Raw genomic sequence first — 15,237 nt, 5'->3', positions numbered from 1 at the left:
GCAAGGGGACTTCAGTTCATCGCAATAACCTCCATGCCGCTCCGATCTGCGTGTCTCAACGGTGCTGGGCAGCCAGGGCCTGCCCCATCACCTGGCGATACCAGCCATGGAAGTGCTGCATGCCCTCCTCCAGCGGTATCTGGTACGGGCCACTGTCATCGATACCGCGCTGATAGAGCGCCCGCCGGCCGGCATCGGTGCGCTCGGCGATCTCGTCGTCTTCGATGGCGGTCTCCATGTAGGCCGCGTGGTGCGCCTCGACCAGCTCGCGGTTGTTCTCGCAGAGTGCCTGCCACCGCGCGCAGCACGTCACGGGTGAAGTGGCGAATCGGCTCCTTGCTCGGGCCGACGAAAAAGTGCATGCCGAGGTCGCCAGGCTGCACCGCATAGAGCTCACCGAGCAGGTCGTACCGGGGGTCGTAGCACTCCATGACGAACGCTGGCGCACCTCGATAGCAGCCCATGAAGGCACGCATGTGGCCGCTCCCCATGGCATCGGCGTAGAAGTCGCGGGTCGCCTCCAGGGTCATGTCCTGCATGTTCCAGTAATGGGCGTAGTCCATCTGGTACCAGGGGTGGATCACCGCGACATCCTCGTCGAGACGCAACGGGCGCAGGCTGAATTGCGGGTCTAGCGATGCACGCGGATGGCGCAACACTGTGGCCTCAGTTGGCATGGCAGAGTTCCCCCTGAGCGGCATGCCGGCGATCGACGCCGAACCAGCCGCGGTCGATGATCGCCGTGAGCAGCAGGCCTGCCGCAGCGATGACGAAGGTCAGCGGAATACCGACCAGGTTGACCAGGAACCCGGCGCCGAACGAGGACAGCAGCACGCCAAGGTTCTGGAAGAAGTTGGTGACGCCGAAATCGCGGGCATACGCGTCCGGCGTACTGACCTTGAACAGAGTGACCTCGAGCTTGACGATCACCTGATACAGCGCCCACCCGTACAGGCAGCGACCCACGATGATCAGCTCCAGCGACTCGCTGGCCTGCAGCGCCAGGCCCGATGCCCCGAGCAGCAGATTGAACAGGGTGTGATCGACCCAGCGCGGTGGCTGCGCGAGCAGATGCTTGAGCAGCAGCGCGAGCAAGGCGACGATGCCGGGGATAGCGAACACCAGGCCGGTCAGCAGAGGCTCGTGCAGCCCCGTACGTGCCTCCCAATACAGGGTGAAGAAAGGCCGTACCAGATAGGCGCTGAAGTCGAAGAGAAACATCAGCAGGCACAGCTTGAGCAGCGCCGACAGCGCCTGCGGGCTACGCCGCGGCACCGGTGCCTGGCCGGTCTTCTCCTCGCGACTGAGCACCCTGACCACTTTCCCGCTGCGGATCAGGTACAGGCACAGGGCCATCTGCGCCAGGTCACCAGCCGCCATCAGGGCGATGCAGAAGCTGGGCCCGTAATGCTCCAGCGCCATGCCGCCGACAGCCGCACCGAAGATCGCGCCGATGTGGCTGACCACCGACAGCAGACCGATCACCAGGCTGTGATTCTCTGTCGCCTCCAGGCGCATCAGGTAGGGGAACATCAGCAGGTAACTGGCCTTGGTCATGAACATCATCAGACTGAGCAGCCAGTAGCTCTCGACGCTCGGCGCCCAGATCGAAGCCAGGCAGAACAGCGCAGCCACTCCCTGGGTGTAGAACAGCAGGTGCATGGTCTCGATACGCCTGGCGACACGCGCCCAGACGGGCAACATGCACATCACCGCAATCGAGATAGCGGCGATGTAGGCGCCCACATGCACCGGGCTGGTCACGCCGTAACGGGTCTCGAAGAATTGCGGGTAGAACGCGATCAGAATCGAATCGCTGATCACGCCGAAGCCCGACATGATCAGAATGGTGGTACGCAGATTCATGCAGAGGCGCTCCCCAGCCCGAGCGCAACGAAACCGCTGGCGGCTGGCGGCTGAAAGTTCTGGTAGGTGGTGCGTGCTTCACAGGGACAGTCATCGCGCCCGGTCAGCTCGTTGAGCAACTGGCCAGCACGTAGCCAGGCAGCAAGTCGTCGTACCGGACCTCCTGCACTTCGTGCTGATAGCGCAGGTTGTCGAGCTGCGCCGCCGCCCATTTGCAGTAACGATCGAATTCCTGACGCGACAGGTACCAGTTCTCGCGGATGTAATAGTTGTACAAGCGGCCTTGCTGCTTGCAGTAGTTGAGGTAGCTGAAACGACTGGTGGGATCGGCCATCGAGACCAGATCGGCAAGGAAGGGATTCTGTAGCGTGGTGCCGTCCAGCAGCATGCCGGGGTGCCAGCTGAATTCGGCCTTCCTGTCGAGGAAAAGGCTGCGGGTTCCCAGAGGCTCCGCAAGGCATGCCAGCCCGGGATTGAAAGGCCCGATGCCTATTGCAATGAAGTCGTAGGGCAGTTCCGTGGTCACGTTGCGCCTCATCAGTCCGGATGAAAGTGGGCCGATACTAGAGCTTGGTGATAATGACTTTCAATAGCACATAAGAATAAATATTCATATCGGACGAGCGCTTTAGCACAGGACTGACAAACCGGGACCGGGACAGCCAAGCGGGGCGCAGAAGGTGCGTTCTAGAGCCCTTGCTGACCAGAAAGAAGACGCAGCGAGATATCCAGAGACAGCATGCTCTGGATCTGCGAAGCGACAGCGAAGAGAGAGACACAGCGAGGCGACTGGACGGCATGGCGAGCGAAGGTCGCTCATGCAGAATCAGGGAACTAAGGAGGAGAAGCACGCCAGATCGGCGAAAAAGAAGATGGCGTCCCCTGCTGGAATCGAACCAGCATCTAGCCCTTAGGAGGGGCTTATTCTATCCGTTGAACTAAGGGGACACGGCCGTATTCGCAACGGCCGGGCGGCATCTTAGCGACGACCGGCGCGTTTGTCATGTCGCGATCCGTTCGCGGCCTAGCGCTGCCAGCCGTGGGCAACCGCCGCAGAGGCTGTCGAGGCACGCACGCTGGGCACACCACCGTGCAGGCGCTCCAGCGCCATGCGGTCGGCTATCGCGGTGGTCGTCTCGCCTTCCCGCTCGGCGCGCTGGAAGATTTCCGTCAGGGTCGGGCCGATGCTCTCGATATGCGCCTTGAGTTCGGCGGCGCTGCCACCGGTGCGCTCGTAGCAGACATCGATGATGCCGCCGGCATTGATCGCGTAGTCCGGCGCATACAGGCAGTCACGGCGACGCAGCAGCTCGGCCAGGCTGGCGTCGGCCAGCTGGTTGTTGGCCGCGCCGGCGATGATCGGCGCACGTAGGTTCTCGAGGCTCTGCAGATTGATGATCGCGCCCAGCGCGCAGGGGGCGAACACGTCGACGTCGAGGCCGTAGATCGCGTTCTGGTCGACGGCCGTGGCCCCCAGCTGAGCGACCGCACGTTGCACGTTGGCCTCGAAGATGTCCGTCACCCACAGTTGCGCACCGGCCTCGCGGAGCAGCCTGGCCAGGTGGAAACCGACCTGCCCCACCCCCTGGATGGCCACGCGGATGCCGTTCAGATCCGCCCGCCCCATGCGGTGTGCGACGGCGGCCTGGATACCGATGAACACGCCATAGGCCGTGGACGGCGATGGGTCGCCATCGCGGCTGCCACCGCCGAAGGCCTCGCGCTGCCCGGCACCGGCGACATGGCGCGTGCGCTCGGCCATGATGCGCATCTCGTTCACCCCGGTGCCGGAGTCCGCCGCGGTGACGTAGCGTCCGCCCAGGCTGTCGACGAAGTCGCCCATTGCCTGGAACAGCGCCTCGCTCTTGCCGCTGTGCGGATCGCCGATGATCACCGCCTTGCCTCCTCCGAGCGGCAGACGCGCCAGCGCAGACTTGTAGGTCATGCCACGTGACAGACGCAGCACATCGCGCAGGGCCTCGTCGTCGCTGGCGTAGTTCCACATGCGGCAACCGCCGAGCGCCGGGCCGAGCGTGCTGTCGTGAATGGCGATGATGGCTTTCAGGCCGCTGGCCTGGTCGTGGCCGTAGACCACCTGTTCGTGCTGGTCGAAGTCGACATGAGTGAAGACGGACATCGAATCACCTCGGTATTCAGATCGTAAAAGGCCATCCCCCTCCCGCGCGGGAGGGGTGGCAAGGGGGATAGTTGAAGAATCAGGCAGCCGGTTCGAACAGCTGCACCGCCGCGATCTCGCTGACGGTCATGCGGGCCTTGAGCTGCACGGCCTGCTCGCGCACCTTGGCCATGGCGGCTTCCTTGACGTGGCCATAGCCGCGCACCTGCTCCGGCAGTTCGGCCAGCGCCATGGCGGTGCGGTAGTTGTCCGCGTTCAGTTCGCTGAGCAGGTAGGCCAGGTTGGCCTCGTACTCCTCGATCAGCTCACGCTCCAGACGTCGCTCGGTGCTGTACCCGAAGGGGTCGAGCGCCGTACCGCGGAGGAACTTGAAGCGTGCCAGCAGCGCGAACGCCTTGAGCATCCAGGGACCGAAGCTGCGCTTGCGCGGCTCGCCGGTCACCGCATCGGGCTTGCTCAACCAGCTCGGTGCCAGGTGGAACTGCAGCTGGTAGTCGCCCTCGAACTGCTCTTGCAGACGCTTGCGGAACGTCGCCTCGCTGTACAGCCGCGCCACTTCGTACTCGTCCTTGTAGGCCAGCAGCTTGAAGTAATAACGCGCGACCGCCTTGCTCAGCGCCTGCCCGGCGTCGCTATCCGCCTGGCGCACGCGCTCGACCAGCGCCCGGTAACGTTCGGCGTAGGCGCCGTTCTGGTACAGGCTCAGGCGCTGTATGCGGTCGGCGACGATCTCGTCCAGCGTGCTGCAATGCGGAGCCTCGACCACCTTGGGCGCGGCGAGCTTCTCCACCGCAGCCATGTCATGTGCCGCGCGCCGCCCCCAGAGGAACGCCTGCTGGTTCAACTGCACGGCCACGCCATTGAGTTCGATGGCCTTGTCAATGGCCTCGGCCGAAACCGGTACCAGGCCGCGCTGGTAGGCAAAACCGAGCATGAACAGGTTGGTGGCGATGCTGTCGCCGAGCAGGCGCGTGGCCAGGCGCGTTGCATCGACAAAGCGGGTCTTGCCCTCGCCCACCGCCTCGCTGATCGCCTCGCGCATCGCCGCGCCCGGCACCTGGGCATCGGGGTTGCGGGTGAATTCGGCCGTGGCCGACTCGTGACTATTGATCACCGCGTGGGCGATCTTGTCATTCAGCTTGGCCAGCGACTCCTCGCTGGAAGCCACCACCAGGTCGCAACCCAGCAACAGGTCAGTTTCCCCGGCCGCGATGCGCACCGCGTAGATATCGCTCTGCCGCGCAGCGATGCGGATATGAGTGATCACCGGACCGAACTTCTGCGCCAGGCCGGCCTGGTCGAGTACGGTGCAGCCCTTGCCTTCGATATGCGCGGCCATGCCCAGCAGCGCACCGACGGTGGTCACGCCGCTGCCACCCACACCGGGCAGCAGAATGTTCCAGGGACGCGTCAGCGCAGGCTGTTTCGGCTCCGGCAAGGCGATGAATAGGGCTCCCAGGCCCACGGCCTCGGGCTTGCGCAAGCCGCCACCATGCACGGTGATGAAGCTCGGGCAGAAACCCTCGAGGCAGCTGTAGTCCTTGTTGCAGGCGCTCTGGTCGATCTCGCGCTTGCGCCCCAGTTCGGTCTCCAGCGGCAGCACCGACAGGCAGTTGGACTTGACGCTGCAATCGCCGCAGCCTTCGCACACGTCCGGGTTGATGAACACGCGCTTGGCCGGGTCGACCAGCTTGCCGCGCTTGCGCCGACGGCGCTTTTCGGTCGCGCAGGTCTGGTCGTAGAGAATCACCGAAACGCCCTTGAACTCGCGCAGCTCACGCTGCACGGCGTCCAGTTCGCGGCGGTGATGGAAGGTCACGCCCGGCGCGAAGGTGGCGCGGGTCGGGTACTTGTCCGGCTCGTCGCTGACCAGAGCGATGCGTTTGACGCCCTCGGCATGCACCTGCTGGCTGAGCTGGTCGATGCGCAGCTCGCCGTCGATGGGCTGGCCGCCGGTCATGGCCACCGCGTCGTTGTAGAGGATCTTGTAGGTGATGTTGACCCCGGACGCGACGGCGGCACGCAAGGCCAGGTGCCCGGAGTGGAAGTAGGTGCCGTCGCCCAGGTTCTGGAACACGTGCGGCGTGTCGGTGAAGGGGGCCTGGCCGATCCAGGTCGCGCCCTCACCGCCCATCTGGGTGAAGGTGTCGGTGCTGCGATCCATCCACTGGGTCATGTAGTGGCAACCGATGCCGCCGAGCGCGCGGCTGCCTTCCGGTACCTTGGTCGAGCTGTTGTGCGGGCAGCCGGAGCAGAAGTGCGGGGTGCGCACGGTCTTGTGCTTGGGCGCGGCCAGGGCCTTTTCCTTGGCGTCGAGGAAGGCCAGGCGTTCCTCGATGACCGGGCTGCTGTAGATCGGCGCCAGGCGCTTGGCGATCACCCGGGCGATCATCGCCGGGGTCAGCTCGCCCAGGTTGGGCAGCAGGGAACCGCCCTCCTCGTCGAACTCGCCGACCACCCGCGGGCGCTTGCCCACCGGCCAGTTGTAGAGCTGACCGGTGAGCTGGTCCTCGATGATGCTGCGCTTCTCCTCCACCACCAGGATTTCGTCCAGCCCTTCGGCGAACTGGTGCACGGACACCGGCTCCAGCGGCCAGCTCATGCCGACCTTGAGCACGCGCAGACCGACCTTGGCGCACAGCGCCTCGTCCAGACCCAGGTCATCCAGGGCCTGGCGCACGTCCAGGTAGGACTTGCCGGTGGTGATGATGCCCAGGCGCGGGTTCGGCGAATCGAGCTTCACCTGGTTGAGGTTGTTGGCCAGCGCGAACGCGCGAGCTGCATAGATCTTGTAGACGTTGAGGCGCTTCTCCTGCGCCAGGGGCGGGTCCGGCCAGCGGATGTGCACGCCATCCTCGGGTAGCTGGAAGTCCTCGGGAATCTTCACCTGCACGCGCAGCGGGTCGACATCCACCACGGCCGAGGAGTCGACGTTCTCGGCGATGGTCTTCAGCGCCACCCAGCAACCGCTGTAGCGCGACAGCTCCCAGCCGATGATGCCGTAGTCCAGGACCTCCTGAACGTTGGCCGGATTGAGCACCGGAATCGACGCGGCGATGAAGGCATGCTCGCTCTGGTGAGCAATGGTCGAGGACTTGCAGCCATGGTCGTCGCCCGCCAGCAGCAGCACGCCGCCGTGCTTGGAAACGCCGGCCGAGTTGCCATGCTTGAACACGTCGCCGCTGCGGTCCACCCCCGGCCCCTTGCCGTACCACATGGCGAACACGCCGTCGTAGCGCGCCCCCGGGAACAGGTTGGCCTGTTGGCTGCCCCATACGGCCGTCGCCCCGAGTTCCTCGTTGACGCCCGGCTGGAAGTGGATGTGGTTCTGCTTGAGGTAGTCGCGCGCGTCCCACAGGCTCTTGTCCAGGCCGCCCAGGGGCGAGCCACGATAGCCGGAGATGAAACACGCGGTATTCAGACCGAAGGCGGCGTCACGCTGCTTCTGCAGCATGGGCAGGCGGGTCAGGGCCTGGGTGCCGGTCAGGTAGAGGTGACCGGTAGCGAGGCGATATTTGTCATCCAGGCGGATTTCGGCCAGGGACATGGAGCGCTCCTTTTATTCTTATGGCGAGCACGAGGAGCGCGACGGTAAACACGCTCCGTTGCATCCGGCCGCAGGATCACCACGACGGATTTGCCTAAAGCATGACTGGAGGGTTCCGCTTTTTTCTTTCTATTTTTCAGATTGCAGGACAATACTTCGCATGATCCTTCCAACAATCACAAGAAAATGGAAATAGTCATGCAGGATAAGCTCAGCGCCATCGACCGCAGGATTCTCCGTCTGCTGCAACACAATGCCGACCTCTCCGCCGCCGAGGTGGCCGAGAAGGTCGAGCTGTCGCAGTCACCCTGCTGGCGGCGCATCCACCGCATGCAGGAAGACGGGCTGATCGAGCGCAAGGTCGCGCTGCTCAGCCACAAGCGCCTGGGTTTCGGCATCACCGTGTTCGTCGACATCAAGCTGTCGGCGCACGGTCGCGGCAATCTGGATGAGTTCGAACAGGCCGTGGTGGGCTATCCGCAGGTGCTGGAGTGCTACAGCATGGCCGGCAGCTCGGACTACCTGCTCAAGGTGGTGGCCAAGGACATCGCCGACTACGAGCGCTTCCTGCGCGACCACCTGCTGCAGCGCCCGCATGTGCACGAAGCGCATTCGCACATAGCCATGAGCGAGGTCAAACGCACCACCGAACTGCCGCTGGACTGATCAGGCCTGCGTGGCCGCCAGGCGCCTGGCCTTGCGCGCACGCAGGCTGGCCATCAGCGAGGGGCCGAGGGCGGTCAGGGCGGAGCCGAGCACCACCACCACCGCACCGGCGTAAGCGATCCAGTTGACTGCCTCGGGCAGCACGTGGTCCGGCCACCAGGTGGACGCCAGCGCCACGGACACGAAGGTCACCAGCGGCGTCAGCGCCAGAGTGGCACTGACCCGCGAAGCTTCCCAGTGCGCCAGCGCCTCGGCGAAGGCGCCGTAGGCCACCAGGGTATTGAGGCAGCAGGCCAACAGCAGCCAGCCTTGCAGCGGGCTCAGCTCCAGCACCTGCAGCGGCTGCGCCCAGGGCGTCAGCAGCAAGGCGCAGGAGAGGTAGATGACCATCATCACCTGCACCGAACTCCACAGCGTCAGCAGCTGCTTCTGCGCCAGACCGTAGAAGGTCCAGACGAAGGCGGCGGCGAGCACGGTCAGTACGCCGGTGGTATAGGTCGTCAGCGACGTCAGCAACTCGCCCAGGCGCTGATTGAAGAACAGGCCGAAGCCCAGCAGCATCACCACCAGGCCCAGCGCCTGACCCAGGCTGAAGCGTTCGCGGAAGATGAACAGGCTGCTGATCAGCAGCAGGATCGGCGCCACCTGGATCACCAGTTGCGTGGTGCCGGGGCTCAACAGCCTGAGCCCGACCAGGTACAGCACATAGTTCGCCGTCAGCCCGCCGATGGCCAGGGCCAGCAGCCAGGCACCCTTGCGCCCCAGCGGGCGGAAACGTGGCAGGCGGCGAGCGGCGGCGAGGTAGGCCAGCAGCAGCGAACCCGCCACCGTCAGGCGGTACCAGGTGACCGTGACCGGGTCCATGACCTGCAGGACTTCTTTCAGTTTGATCGGCAGGATGCCCCAGAGCAGCGATGTGAGCAGGGCGAGAAGCAGGCCGTACATCCAGCGGCCGGAGGAAATGTGCATGGCGACCTCAGCAGCGCGGTCGACTGAACGCGTCGACCGCAGCCGGCCATTCTAGGAGAGGCCGACGCACCAGCACAGTGACAGTTCGGCTCGCTTGCCGAGCGCAACTGTACCGCCCGGCATGCCTCAGGTGTCAGCAGGCCGGCGTCAAAATTCAATAAAAAACGCCAACCAGTAGCCAACGGCCGGCAACTTCGACCATTGGTCGCCTTGCCGGGCAAGCCGCTCCGCTCGCAGTAGACTCAGCCTATCCAGCACCTGCAGATGGAGCTCTCGTCATGTTCGGCCAACGCACTGTCGACCCCCAACCGGGCACGCACTACCGCAGTTCACGCCTGAGCGCCGTCAATGGCCAGTATTTCTTCGCTACCCGCGAAGGCACGCTGGAAGGCCCCTACCTCTCGCGCCACGATGCCGAGCAGAGCATCCAGCGCTACATCGAGCGCATGGCCATGGCGGACAAGCTGATCCGCCACAGCAGCGAGCACATCGACAGCCAGCAGCGCCGCGACGCGATCAAGCACAATCAGGAACTCTGATCGCTACAGGTGGGCCAGCCCGAGGTCGCCGCGGTGGGCCGCGAGGTGTGGCAACACTGCGGCCAGCAGCGGTTCCTTGAAGGCATCCTGGAAACGGTGGGCCAGCCCCGGAATCAGCTTCAGCTCCGAGCCCTTGATGTGCGCCGCCACGTGGACACCATGCATCACCGGTAGCAGCGGGTCGGCGGTGCCATGCACCACCAGCGTCGGCACGCTCAGGCGGTTGAGCAACTCGACCCGGCTCGACTCGGCGAGAATCGCCAACAGCTGCCGCTGCACGCCCTCTGGATTGAAGGCCCGGTCGTAAGCCACCTCGGCCTGATGCAACAGCAACGCGCGATCATCCTTGACCGAGGGGCTGCCCAGCGCCGCGAGCAGGTCGGCCTGCTGCTGCAGCGCGGCCTCGCGGCTGCCGGCCTCGCGCCGCGCCAGCAGCGCGACCAGCGCATCGCTGGGTGCAGGCAGGCCCTGGGCACCGGAACTGGTCATCACCAGGGTCAGGCTGAGCACCCGCTGCGGCGCCAGATCGGCCAGGTGCTGAGCGATCATGCCCCCCATGCTCGCCCCCAGGACATGGAAAACGCCGATACCCAGGTCGTCCATCAAACCCAGCGCGTCGCCTGCCATGTCACGCAGGTGATAGGGCGCTCCCAGCGACAGCCCCAGGCGGTAGCGCACCACTTCGTAAGGCAGGTTGATGCTCGGCGCGGGCTTGCGCCAGCTGCTCAGGCCGACGTCGCGGTTATCGAAACGAATGACCCGGAAGCTCTGCTGACAGAGACGCTCGACCACTTCGTCGGGCCAGTGGATCAACTGCCCGCCCAGGCCCATGATCAGCAGCAGCGCCGGGTCGCGCTCGCGACCGACGCTCTGGTATGCCAGACGAACGTCACCGACGTCCGCATAGCGGGTCGGCTCGGACAGATCGCAACGATTGGCAGCAAAAGACTGCACGCCGCAGAGCAACGCGGCAATGAAGATGAGTGCACGCATGAAGAACACCAGAAACATAGAACCCCACTGAAACGCGATTCTGGTGAAAGTCGTTCGACGGCGCTGCCACACAAGCATGACAGTTTGATGAAGGAGGACGAACGGTTGCCCGGCAAGTGACCAAAGGCCCATGCAGAGCGTGCCCCTCCGTACCGGCTGGCAGGAGGGGCCTGGGCGCTACGGGCGGAACATCAGGCCAGTTCCGCGCGCAACTGCCGGGCTGCCGCGACCATGTTGACCAGCGCGGCCTCGGTCTCGGGCCAGCCGCGGGTCTTCAATCCGCAATCGGGGTTGACCCACAGCCGCTCCAGCGGGATGCGCCGCGCCGCCTTGCGCAGCAGAGCGGCCATCTCGGCGCTGTCGGGTACGCGCGGCGAGTGGATGTCGTAGACGCCCGGGCCGATCTCGTTGGGATAGGCGAACCGTTCGAAGGCGGCCAGCAGCTCCATGTCCGAACGCGAGGTCTCGATGGTGATCACGTCGGCGTCCATCGCCGCGATGGAGTCGATCACGTCGTTGAACTCGCTGTAGCACATGTGCGTGTGGATCTGCGTTTCGTCACGCACGCCGCTGGCGCTCAGGCGAAATGCCTCGGTGGCCCAGTCCAGGTAGCCCTGCCAGGCCGCCTGACGCAGGGGCAGGCCCTCACGGAACGCCGCCTCGTCGATCTGGATGACCTTGATTCCGGCGGCTTCCAGATCGACCACCTCGTCACGGATGGCCAGCGCCAGCTGCCTGGCCTGCACCTCACGCGGCACATCCTCCCGGGCGAAGGACCACATCAGCATGGTCACCGGCCCGGTCAGCATGCCTTTCATCACCTTGTCGGTCAGGCTCTGCGCGTACTGGATCCATTCCAGGGTCATCGCCCGTGGCCGGCTCAGGTCGCCGACGATCACCGCCGGTTTCACGCAGCGCGACCCGTAGCTCTGCACCCAGCCGAAGCGGGTGAAGGCATAGCCGTCCAGTTGTTCGGCGAAGTACTCGACCATGTCGTTGCGCTCGGCCTCGCCATGCACCAGCACATCCAGCCCGAGGCGCTCCTGCACCTGCACCGCATGGCGGATCTCGCTGTGCATGGCCTCGGTGTAGTCGGCCAGGCTCAGCTTGCCCTGACGGAACGACTGCCGCGCCAGACGAATGGCCGCAGTCTGCGGGAAGGAACCGATGGTGGTGGTCGGCAGCACCGGCAACCGCAGGCGCTCGCGCTGCTTGCCGATGCGCTCGGCGAACGGCGACTGGCGCTGGGCATGGCGCGCACGCGTCGCCGCCAGACGTGCCTGCACCTCAGGCTTGTGAATGCGCGTCGAGGCCGCGCGCGCCGCCTGGACCTCGCGGCTCGCCGCCAGCGCCGCCTGTACCCCGGCATCCTGCGGCGCTTCCAGGGCCTTGCCCAGCAACGCGACCTCCTCACATTTCTGTACCGCAAAGGCCAGCCAGCCTTTCAGCTCGGCGTCGAGCTGGTCCTCGCGCGCCAGGTCCACCGGGCAGTGCAACAGCGAGCAGGACGGCGCCACCCACAGGCGCTCGCCCAGGCGTTCATGGGCATGGCGCAGCACGTCGAGCGCCTTCTCCAGGTCGCAGCGCCAGACATTGCGCCCGTTGACCACGCCGAGCGACAGCACCTTGTAGGCCGGCAGCCGGTCGAGAATCGTCGGGTACTGGTCCGGTGCCCGTACCAGGTCGATATGCAGGCCATCCACCGGCAGGTTGGCCGCCAGGCCGAGGTTGTCCTCCAGACCGCCGAAATAGGTGGCAATCAGCTTGCGGCAGGGTTCGCGCTGAATCAGGTTGTAGGCGCGCTCGAACGCGTTCTTCCAGTCCTGCGGCAAGTCCAGCACCAGAATCGGCTCGTCGATCTGCACCCACTCCACGCCTTGCTCGGCGAGGCGCTGGAAAATCTCGCCATAGACCGGCAGCAGGCGCTCGAGCAGTTCCAGCTTGTCGAACTCATCGCCCTTGGCCTTGCCCAGCCACAGGTAGGTCAACGGGCCGATCAGCACCGGCTTGACGCTATGACCGAGCGCATGGGCTTCGGCCACTTCCTCGAACAGCTGCTCCCAGCTCAGGGCGAACGCCTGATCGGCACTGAACTCCGGCACCAGGTAGTGGTAGTTGGTGTCGAACCACTTGGTCAGCTCCTGGGCATGGGCGCCGCCACAGCAACCGTTCGTGCTCGCCACGGCGCCACGCGCCATGGCGAACAGGGTGTCCAGGGTCGGTTTGCCGGCGGCCGGGCGGAAGCGCTCGGGAATCACGCCGAATGCCAGGGAATGGCCGAGCACCTGGTCGTACCAGGCGAAGTCACCCACCGGCAGCAAGTCGATGCCGGCGTCTTTCTGCAGTTGCCAGTGCTCGGCACGCAGGCGCTGACCAACGGCGCGCAGCCCCGCCTCGTCCAGCTCGCCTTTCCAATGGGCTTCGAGGGCTTTTTTCAGTTCACGGTCGCGGCCGATGCGCGGGAAACCGAGGGAATGGGACAGGGCCATGGGGTGACGCTCCAGAGTCAATCGAGATGGCGCCATTCTCGGCATCGCCAGCACGTGAGACAAACTCAAGATTTTCGTCTTGATCTAAAGATTTACTCATGTAGGCTGTATGAACCACTTTCATCCAGCCACGACATTGGATGAATGAAACCTTCGCAGAGACCCGTCATGCTCGAGCTACGCCACCTGAAAACCCTGCACGCCCTGCGCGAAACCGACAGCCTGGTGGAGGCTGCCGAGCGCCTGCACCTGACCCAGTCGGCCCTGTCGCACCAGTTCAAGGAGCTCGAGGAACGACTCGGCCTGCAGCTGTTCGTGCGCAAGACCAAGCCGGTGCGTTTCACCAGCGCCGGCCTGCGCCTGCTGCAACTGGCCGACGCCGCCCTGCCCCTGCTGCGTGGCGCCGAGCGGGACCTGGCGCGCCTCGCCGGTGGCACCGCCGGACGCCTGCACATGGCCATCGAATGCCACAGCTGCTTCCAGTGGCTGATGCCGACCATCGATCAGTTCCGCGACGCCTGGCCGGAAGTGGAACTGGACCTGGCCTCGGGCTTCTCCTTCGCACCACTCCCCGCGCTGGCACGCGGCGACCTGGACCTGGTGGTGACCTCGGACCCCGTCGAACTGGCCGGCATCACCTACGTACCGCTGTTCACCTACGAGGCCATGCTGGCCGTAGCCAACCAGCACCGTCTGGCGCACAAGGCCTATATCCAGCCACAGGACCTGGCCACGGAAACCCTCATCACCTACCCGGTGGAACGTGACCGCCTGGATATCTTCACCCGCTTCCTCGAACCCAACGACGTGGAGCCCGCGCAGGTACGCACCTCCGAGCTGACGGTCATGATGATGCAACTGGTAGCCAGCGGACGCGGCGTCTGCGGCCTGCCCAACTGGGCGCTGCACGAGTACAGCTCGCGGCACTACGTCAGCGCCAAGCGCCTGGGCGAAAAGGGATTGTTCGCCACCCTCTATGCGGCGATCCGCAGCGACATGCTCGATGCGCCCTTCATGCGCGACTTCCTGCTCACCGCCAAGGACACCTCCTTCGCCAGCCTGGAAGGCGTCAGCGTGGCGCGCTGAGCACCACTGCACAGACAAAGGCCGCTCGCGCAGGCGTGTGGCCGCCCTTTCATCACATCTGCCGCGCGCCCCGCAGCAGGCTTTACCGCCCGCAGGGCACCAAGACAACGAAATGGCCGGTCCCCGGACGGCCTCGCAGCGCTCCCCAGGCGAACGGTACCCGCCGGCAGCAGGGCGCAACCCCACCCACGCCAATTGCCTTGTTACAACTCCTGGCTTGCCGCCTTGTGACCAACAGTCATAGCATGACCGCCGGTCACAGTCTTTCGTGGAAAGTCCATGCGCTATCAGGATCAACTCTTCCAGCAACGTGAAACCGCCTTGCTCGAAGCCGCTCGACAGCTGTTCCAGAGTCAGTCCTGGGACCGCGTCACAATCGCCGAAGTGGCACGCCACACCGGCATCGGCAAGGGCACCGTGTACAAGCACTTTCCCAGCAAGGAAGCGCTGTTTGCGCGCCTGGTGCTGGATCGCTCGCGCATGCACCTGATCGAACTGCAGACACTCTCCCACTCGGCCCCGGCGCCGGAGGCCATGCGCCGGATGATCCGTCGTGCCTTCGAGCAGCTGCTGGCCGACCCGCTGCAGGCCCAGCTGTGCCTGCACTGTGACCGCCCGGCCTTTCAGGAGCGCCTGGAGCTGCCCTACCGCGAACAGTTCCTCGAACTCGAAGCCGAGTACATGGCCCTGTTCAGCGAACTGCTGCAGAACAGCTTCGCCGACCTGCAGCTTTCTGACGAGCACTGCCAGCACCTGTTGTGGGGCGTGGAGGCGTGCCTCAACGGGGTGATGACGCGCATTGCCTCGGGCGGCTTCGAGCACTGGGCCGACCCCATTGCCTTCGACGCCTATTTCGAACGCGTCACCGACTTCATCATCGCCGGCCTGCACGGCCAGGCCGCTGCGCTGCTGGCAGCGGCCGCCACCAACGAGTAAGGGATTCTC

Annotated in this window: 11 protein-coding genes, 1 tRNA gene and 2 pseudogenes; 4 read left to right on the top strand and 10 right to left on the bottom strand. The window is 65.0% G+C overall.

What is annotated here, in order from left to right:
- Positions 1-55: 55 nt before the first annotated feature.
- The 7 genes and pseudogenes from E4487_RS22045 to E4487_RS22020 form a co-directional block, all read right to left on the bottom strand.
- Entirely contained in the window at positions 56-313 is a 258-nt protein-coding gene (locus E4487_RS22045; RefSeq protein WP_373921562.1) for an SRPBCC family protein, read from the bottom strand.
- 7 nt (positions 314-320) lie between these two features.
- A pseudogene (locus tag E4487_RS25015) lies at positions 321-563 on the bottom strand (GNAT family N-acetyltransferase); the annotation flags it as partial.
- A gap of 103 nt (positions 564-666) precedes the next feature.
- Positions 667-1,866 (bottom strand): MFS transporter, encoded by a 1,200-nt coding sequence (locus tag E4487_RS22040; protein WP_175254402.1) that lies wholly within the window; start codon positions 1,864-1,866, stop codon positions 667-669.
- A gap of 103 nt (positions 1,867-1,969) precedes the next feature.
- Entirely contained in the window at positions 1,970-2,392 is a 423-nt protein-coding gene (locus tag E4487_RS22035; RefSeq protein WP_280527652.1) for a SidA/IucD/PvdA family monooxygenase, read from the bottom strand.
- A 347-nt stretch (positions 2,393-2,739) separates the two neighbouring features.
- Positions 2,740-2,814: transfer RNA gene (locus E4487_RS22030), tRNA-Arg, on the bottom strand.
- Between the two features lie 76 nt (positions 2,815-2,890).
- Positions 2,891-4,003, bottom strand: a complete 1,113-nt coding sequence (locus E4487_RS22025; RefSeq protein ID WP_152489135.1) for a Glu/Leu/Phe/Val dehydrogenase dimerization domain-containing protein — start codon at positions 4,001-4,003, stop codon at positions 2,891-2,893.
- Positions 4,004-4,082: 79 nt separating this feature from the next.
- Positions 4,083-7,550, bottom strand: coding sequence for an indolepyruvate ferredoxin oxidoreductase family protein (locus E4487_RS22020; RefSeq protein ID WP_175254400.1), 3,468 nt, complete (start codon positions 7,548-7,550; stop codon positions 4,083-4,085).
- A gap of 198 nt (positions 7,551-7,748) precedes the next feature.
- Here E4487_RS22020 and E4487_RS22015 point away from each other — a divergent pair, with 198 nt between their 5' ends.
- Positions 7,749-8,216 carry an Lrp/AsnC family transcriptional regulator gene (locus E4487_RS22015; RefSeq protein ID WP_037055653.1) on the top strand — a complete coding sequence of 156 codons (468 nt, stop codon included), beginning with the start codon at positions 7,749-7,751 and terminating at the stop codon, positions 8,214-8,216.
- On the opposite strand, the gene E4487_RS22010 is transcribed toward E4487_RS22015, so the two are convergent.
- Positions 8,217-9,185 carry a DMT family transporter gene (locus E4487_RS22010; RefSeq protein ID WP_134675493.1) on the bottom strand — a complete coding sequence of 323 codons (969 nt, stop codon included), beginning with the start codon at positions 9,183-9,185 and terminating at the stop codon, positions 8,217-8,219.
- Between the two features lie 278 nt (positions 9,186-9,463).
- On the opposite strand from E4487_RS22010, the pseudogene E4487_RS22005 reads away from it, so the two are divergent.
- Positions 9,464-9,652, top strand: a pseudogene (locus E4487_RS22005) (DUF6316 family protein); the annotation flags it as partial.
- A gap of 75 nt (positions 9,653-9,727) precedes the next feature.
- Here E4487_RS22005 and E4487_RS22000 read toward each other — a convergent pair.
- Entirely contained in the window at positions 9,728-10,717 is a 990-nt protein-coding gene (locus E4487_RS22000; protein ID WP_175254399.1) for an alpha/beta fold hydrolase, read from the bottom strand.
- A gap of 191 nt (positions 10,718-10,908) precedes the next feature.
- The gene (metE, locus tag E4487_RS21995) at positions 10,909-13,206 is read right to left on the bottom strand and encodes a 5-methyltetrahydropteroyltriglutamate--homocysteine S-methyltransferase (protein WP_175254398.1); all 2,298 of its coding nucleotides are present in this window, start codon (positions 13,204-13,206) and stop codon (positions 10,909-10,911) included.
- A 168-nt stretch (positions 13,207-13,374) separates the two neighbouring features.
- On the opposite strand from metE, the gene metR reads away from it, so the two are divergent.
- The gene (metR, locus tag E4487_RS21990) at positions 13,375-14,292 is read left to right on the top strand and encodes a transcriptional regulator MetR (protein ID WP_037055645.1); all 918 of its coding nucleotides are present in this window, start codon (positions 13,375-13,377) and stop codon (positions 14,290-14,292) included.
- A 279-nt stretch (positions 14,293-14,571) separates the two neighbouring features.
- A complete protein-coding gene (locus tag E4487_RS21985) occupies positions 14,572-15,228 on the top strand; it encodes a TetR/AcrR family transcriptional regulator (RefSeq protein ID WP_175254397.1) in 657 nt (218 codons plus the stop codon).
- Positions 15,229-15,237 lie beyond the last annotated feature (9 nt).

The organism is Pseudomonas sp. BMW13, assembly GCF_013357275.1.
In the GTDB taxonomy this organism is placed as follows: domain Bacteria; phylum Pseudomonadota; class Gammaproteobacteria; order Pseudomonadales; family Pseudomonadaceae; genus Aquipseudomonas; species Aquipseudomonas khazarica.
Note: the sequence above shows the minus strand (reverse complement) of the source record. Positions and strands in the feature narration are given on the sequence as shown.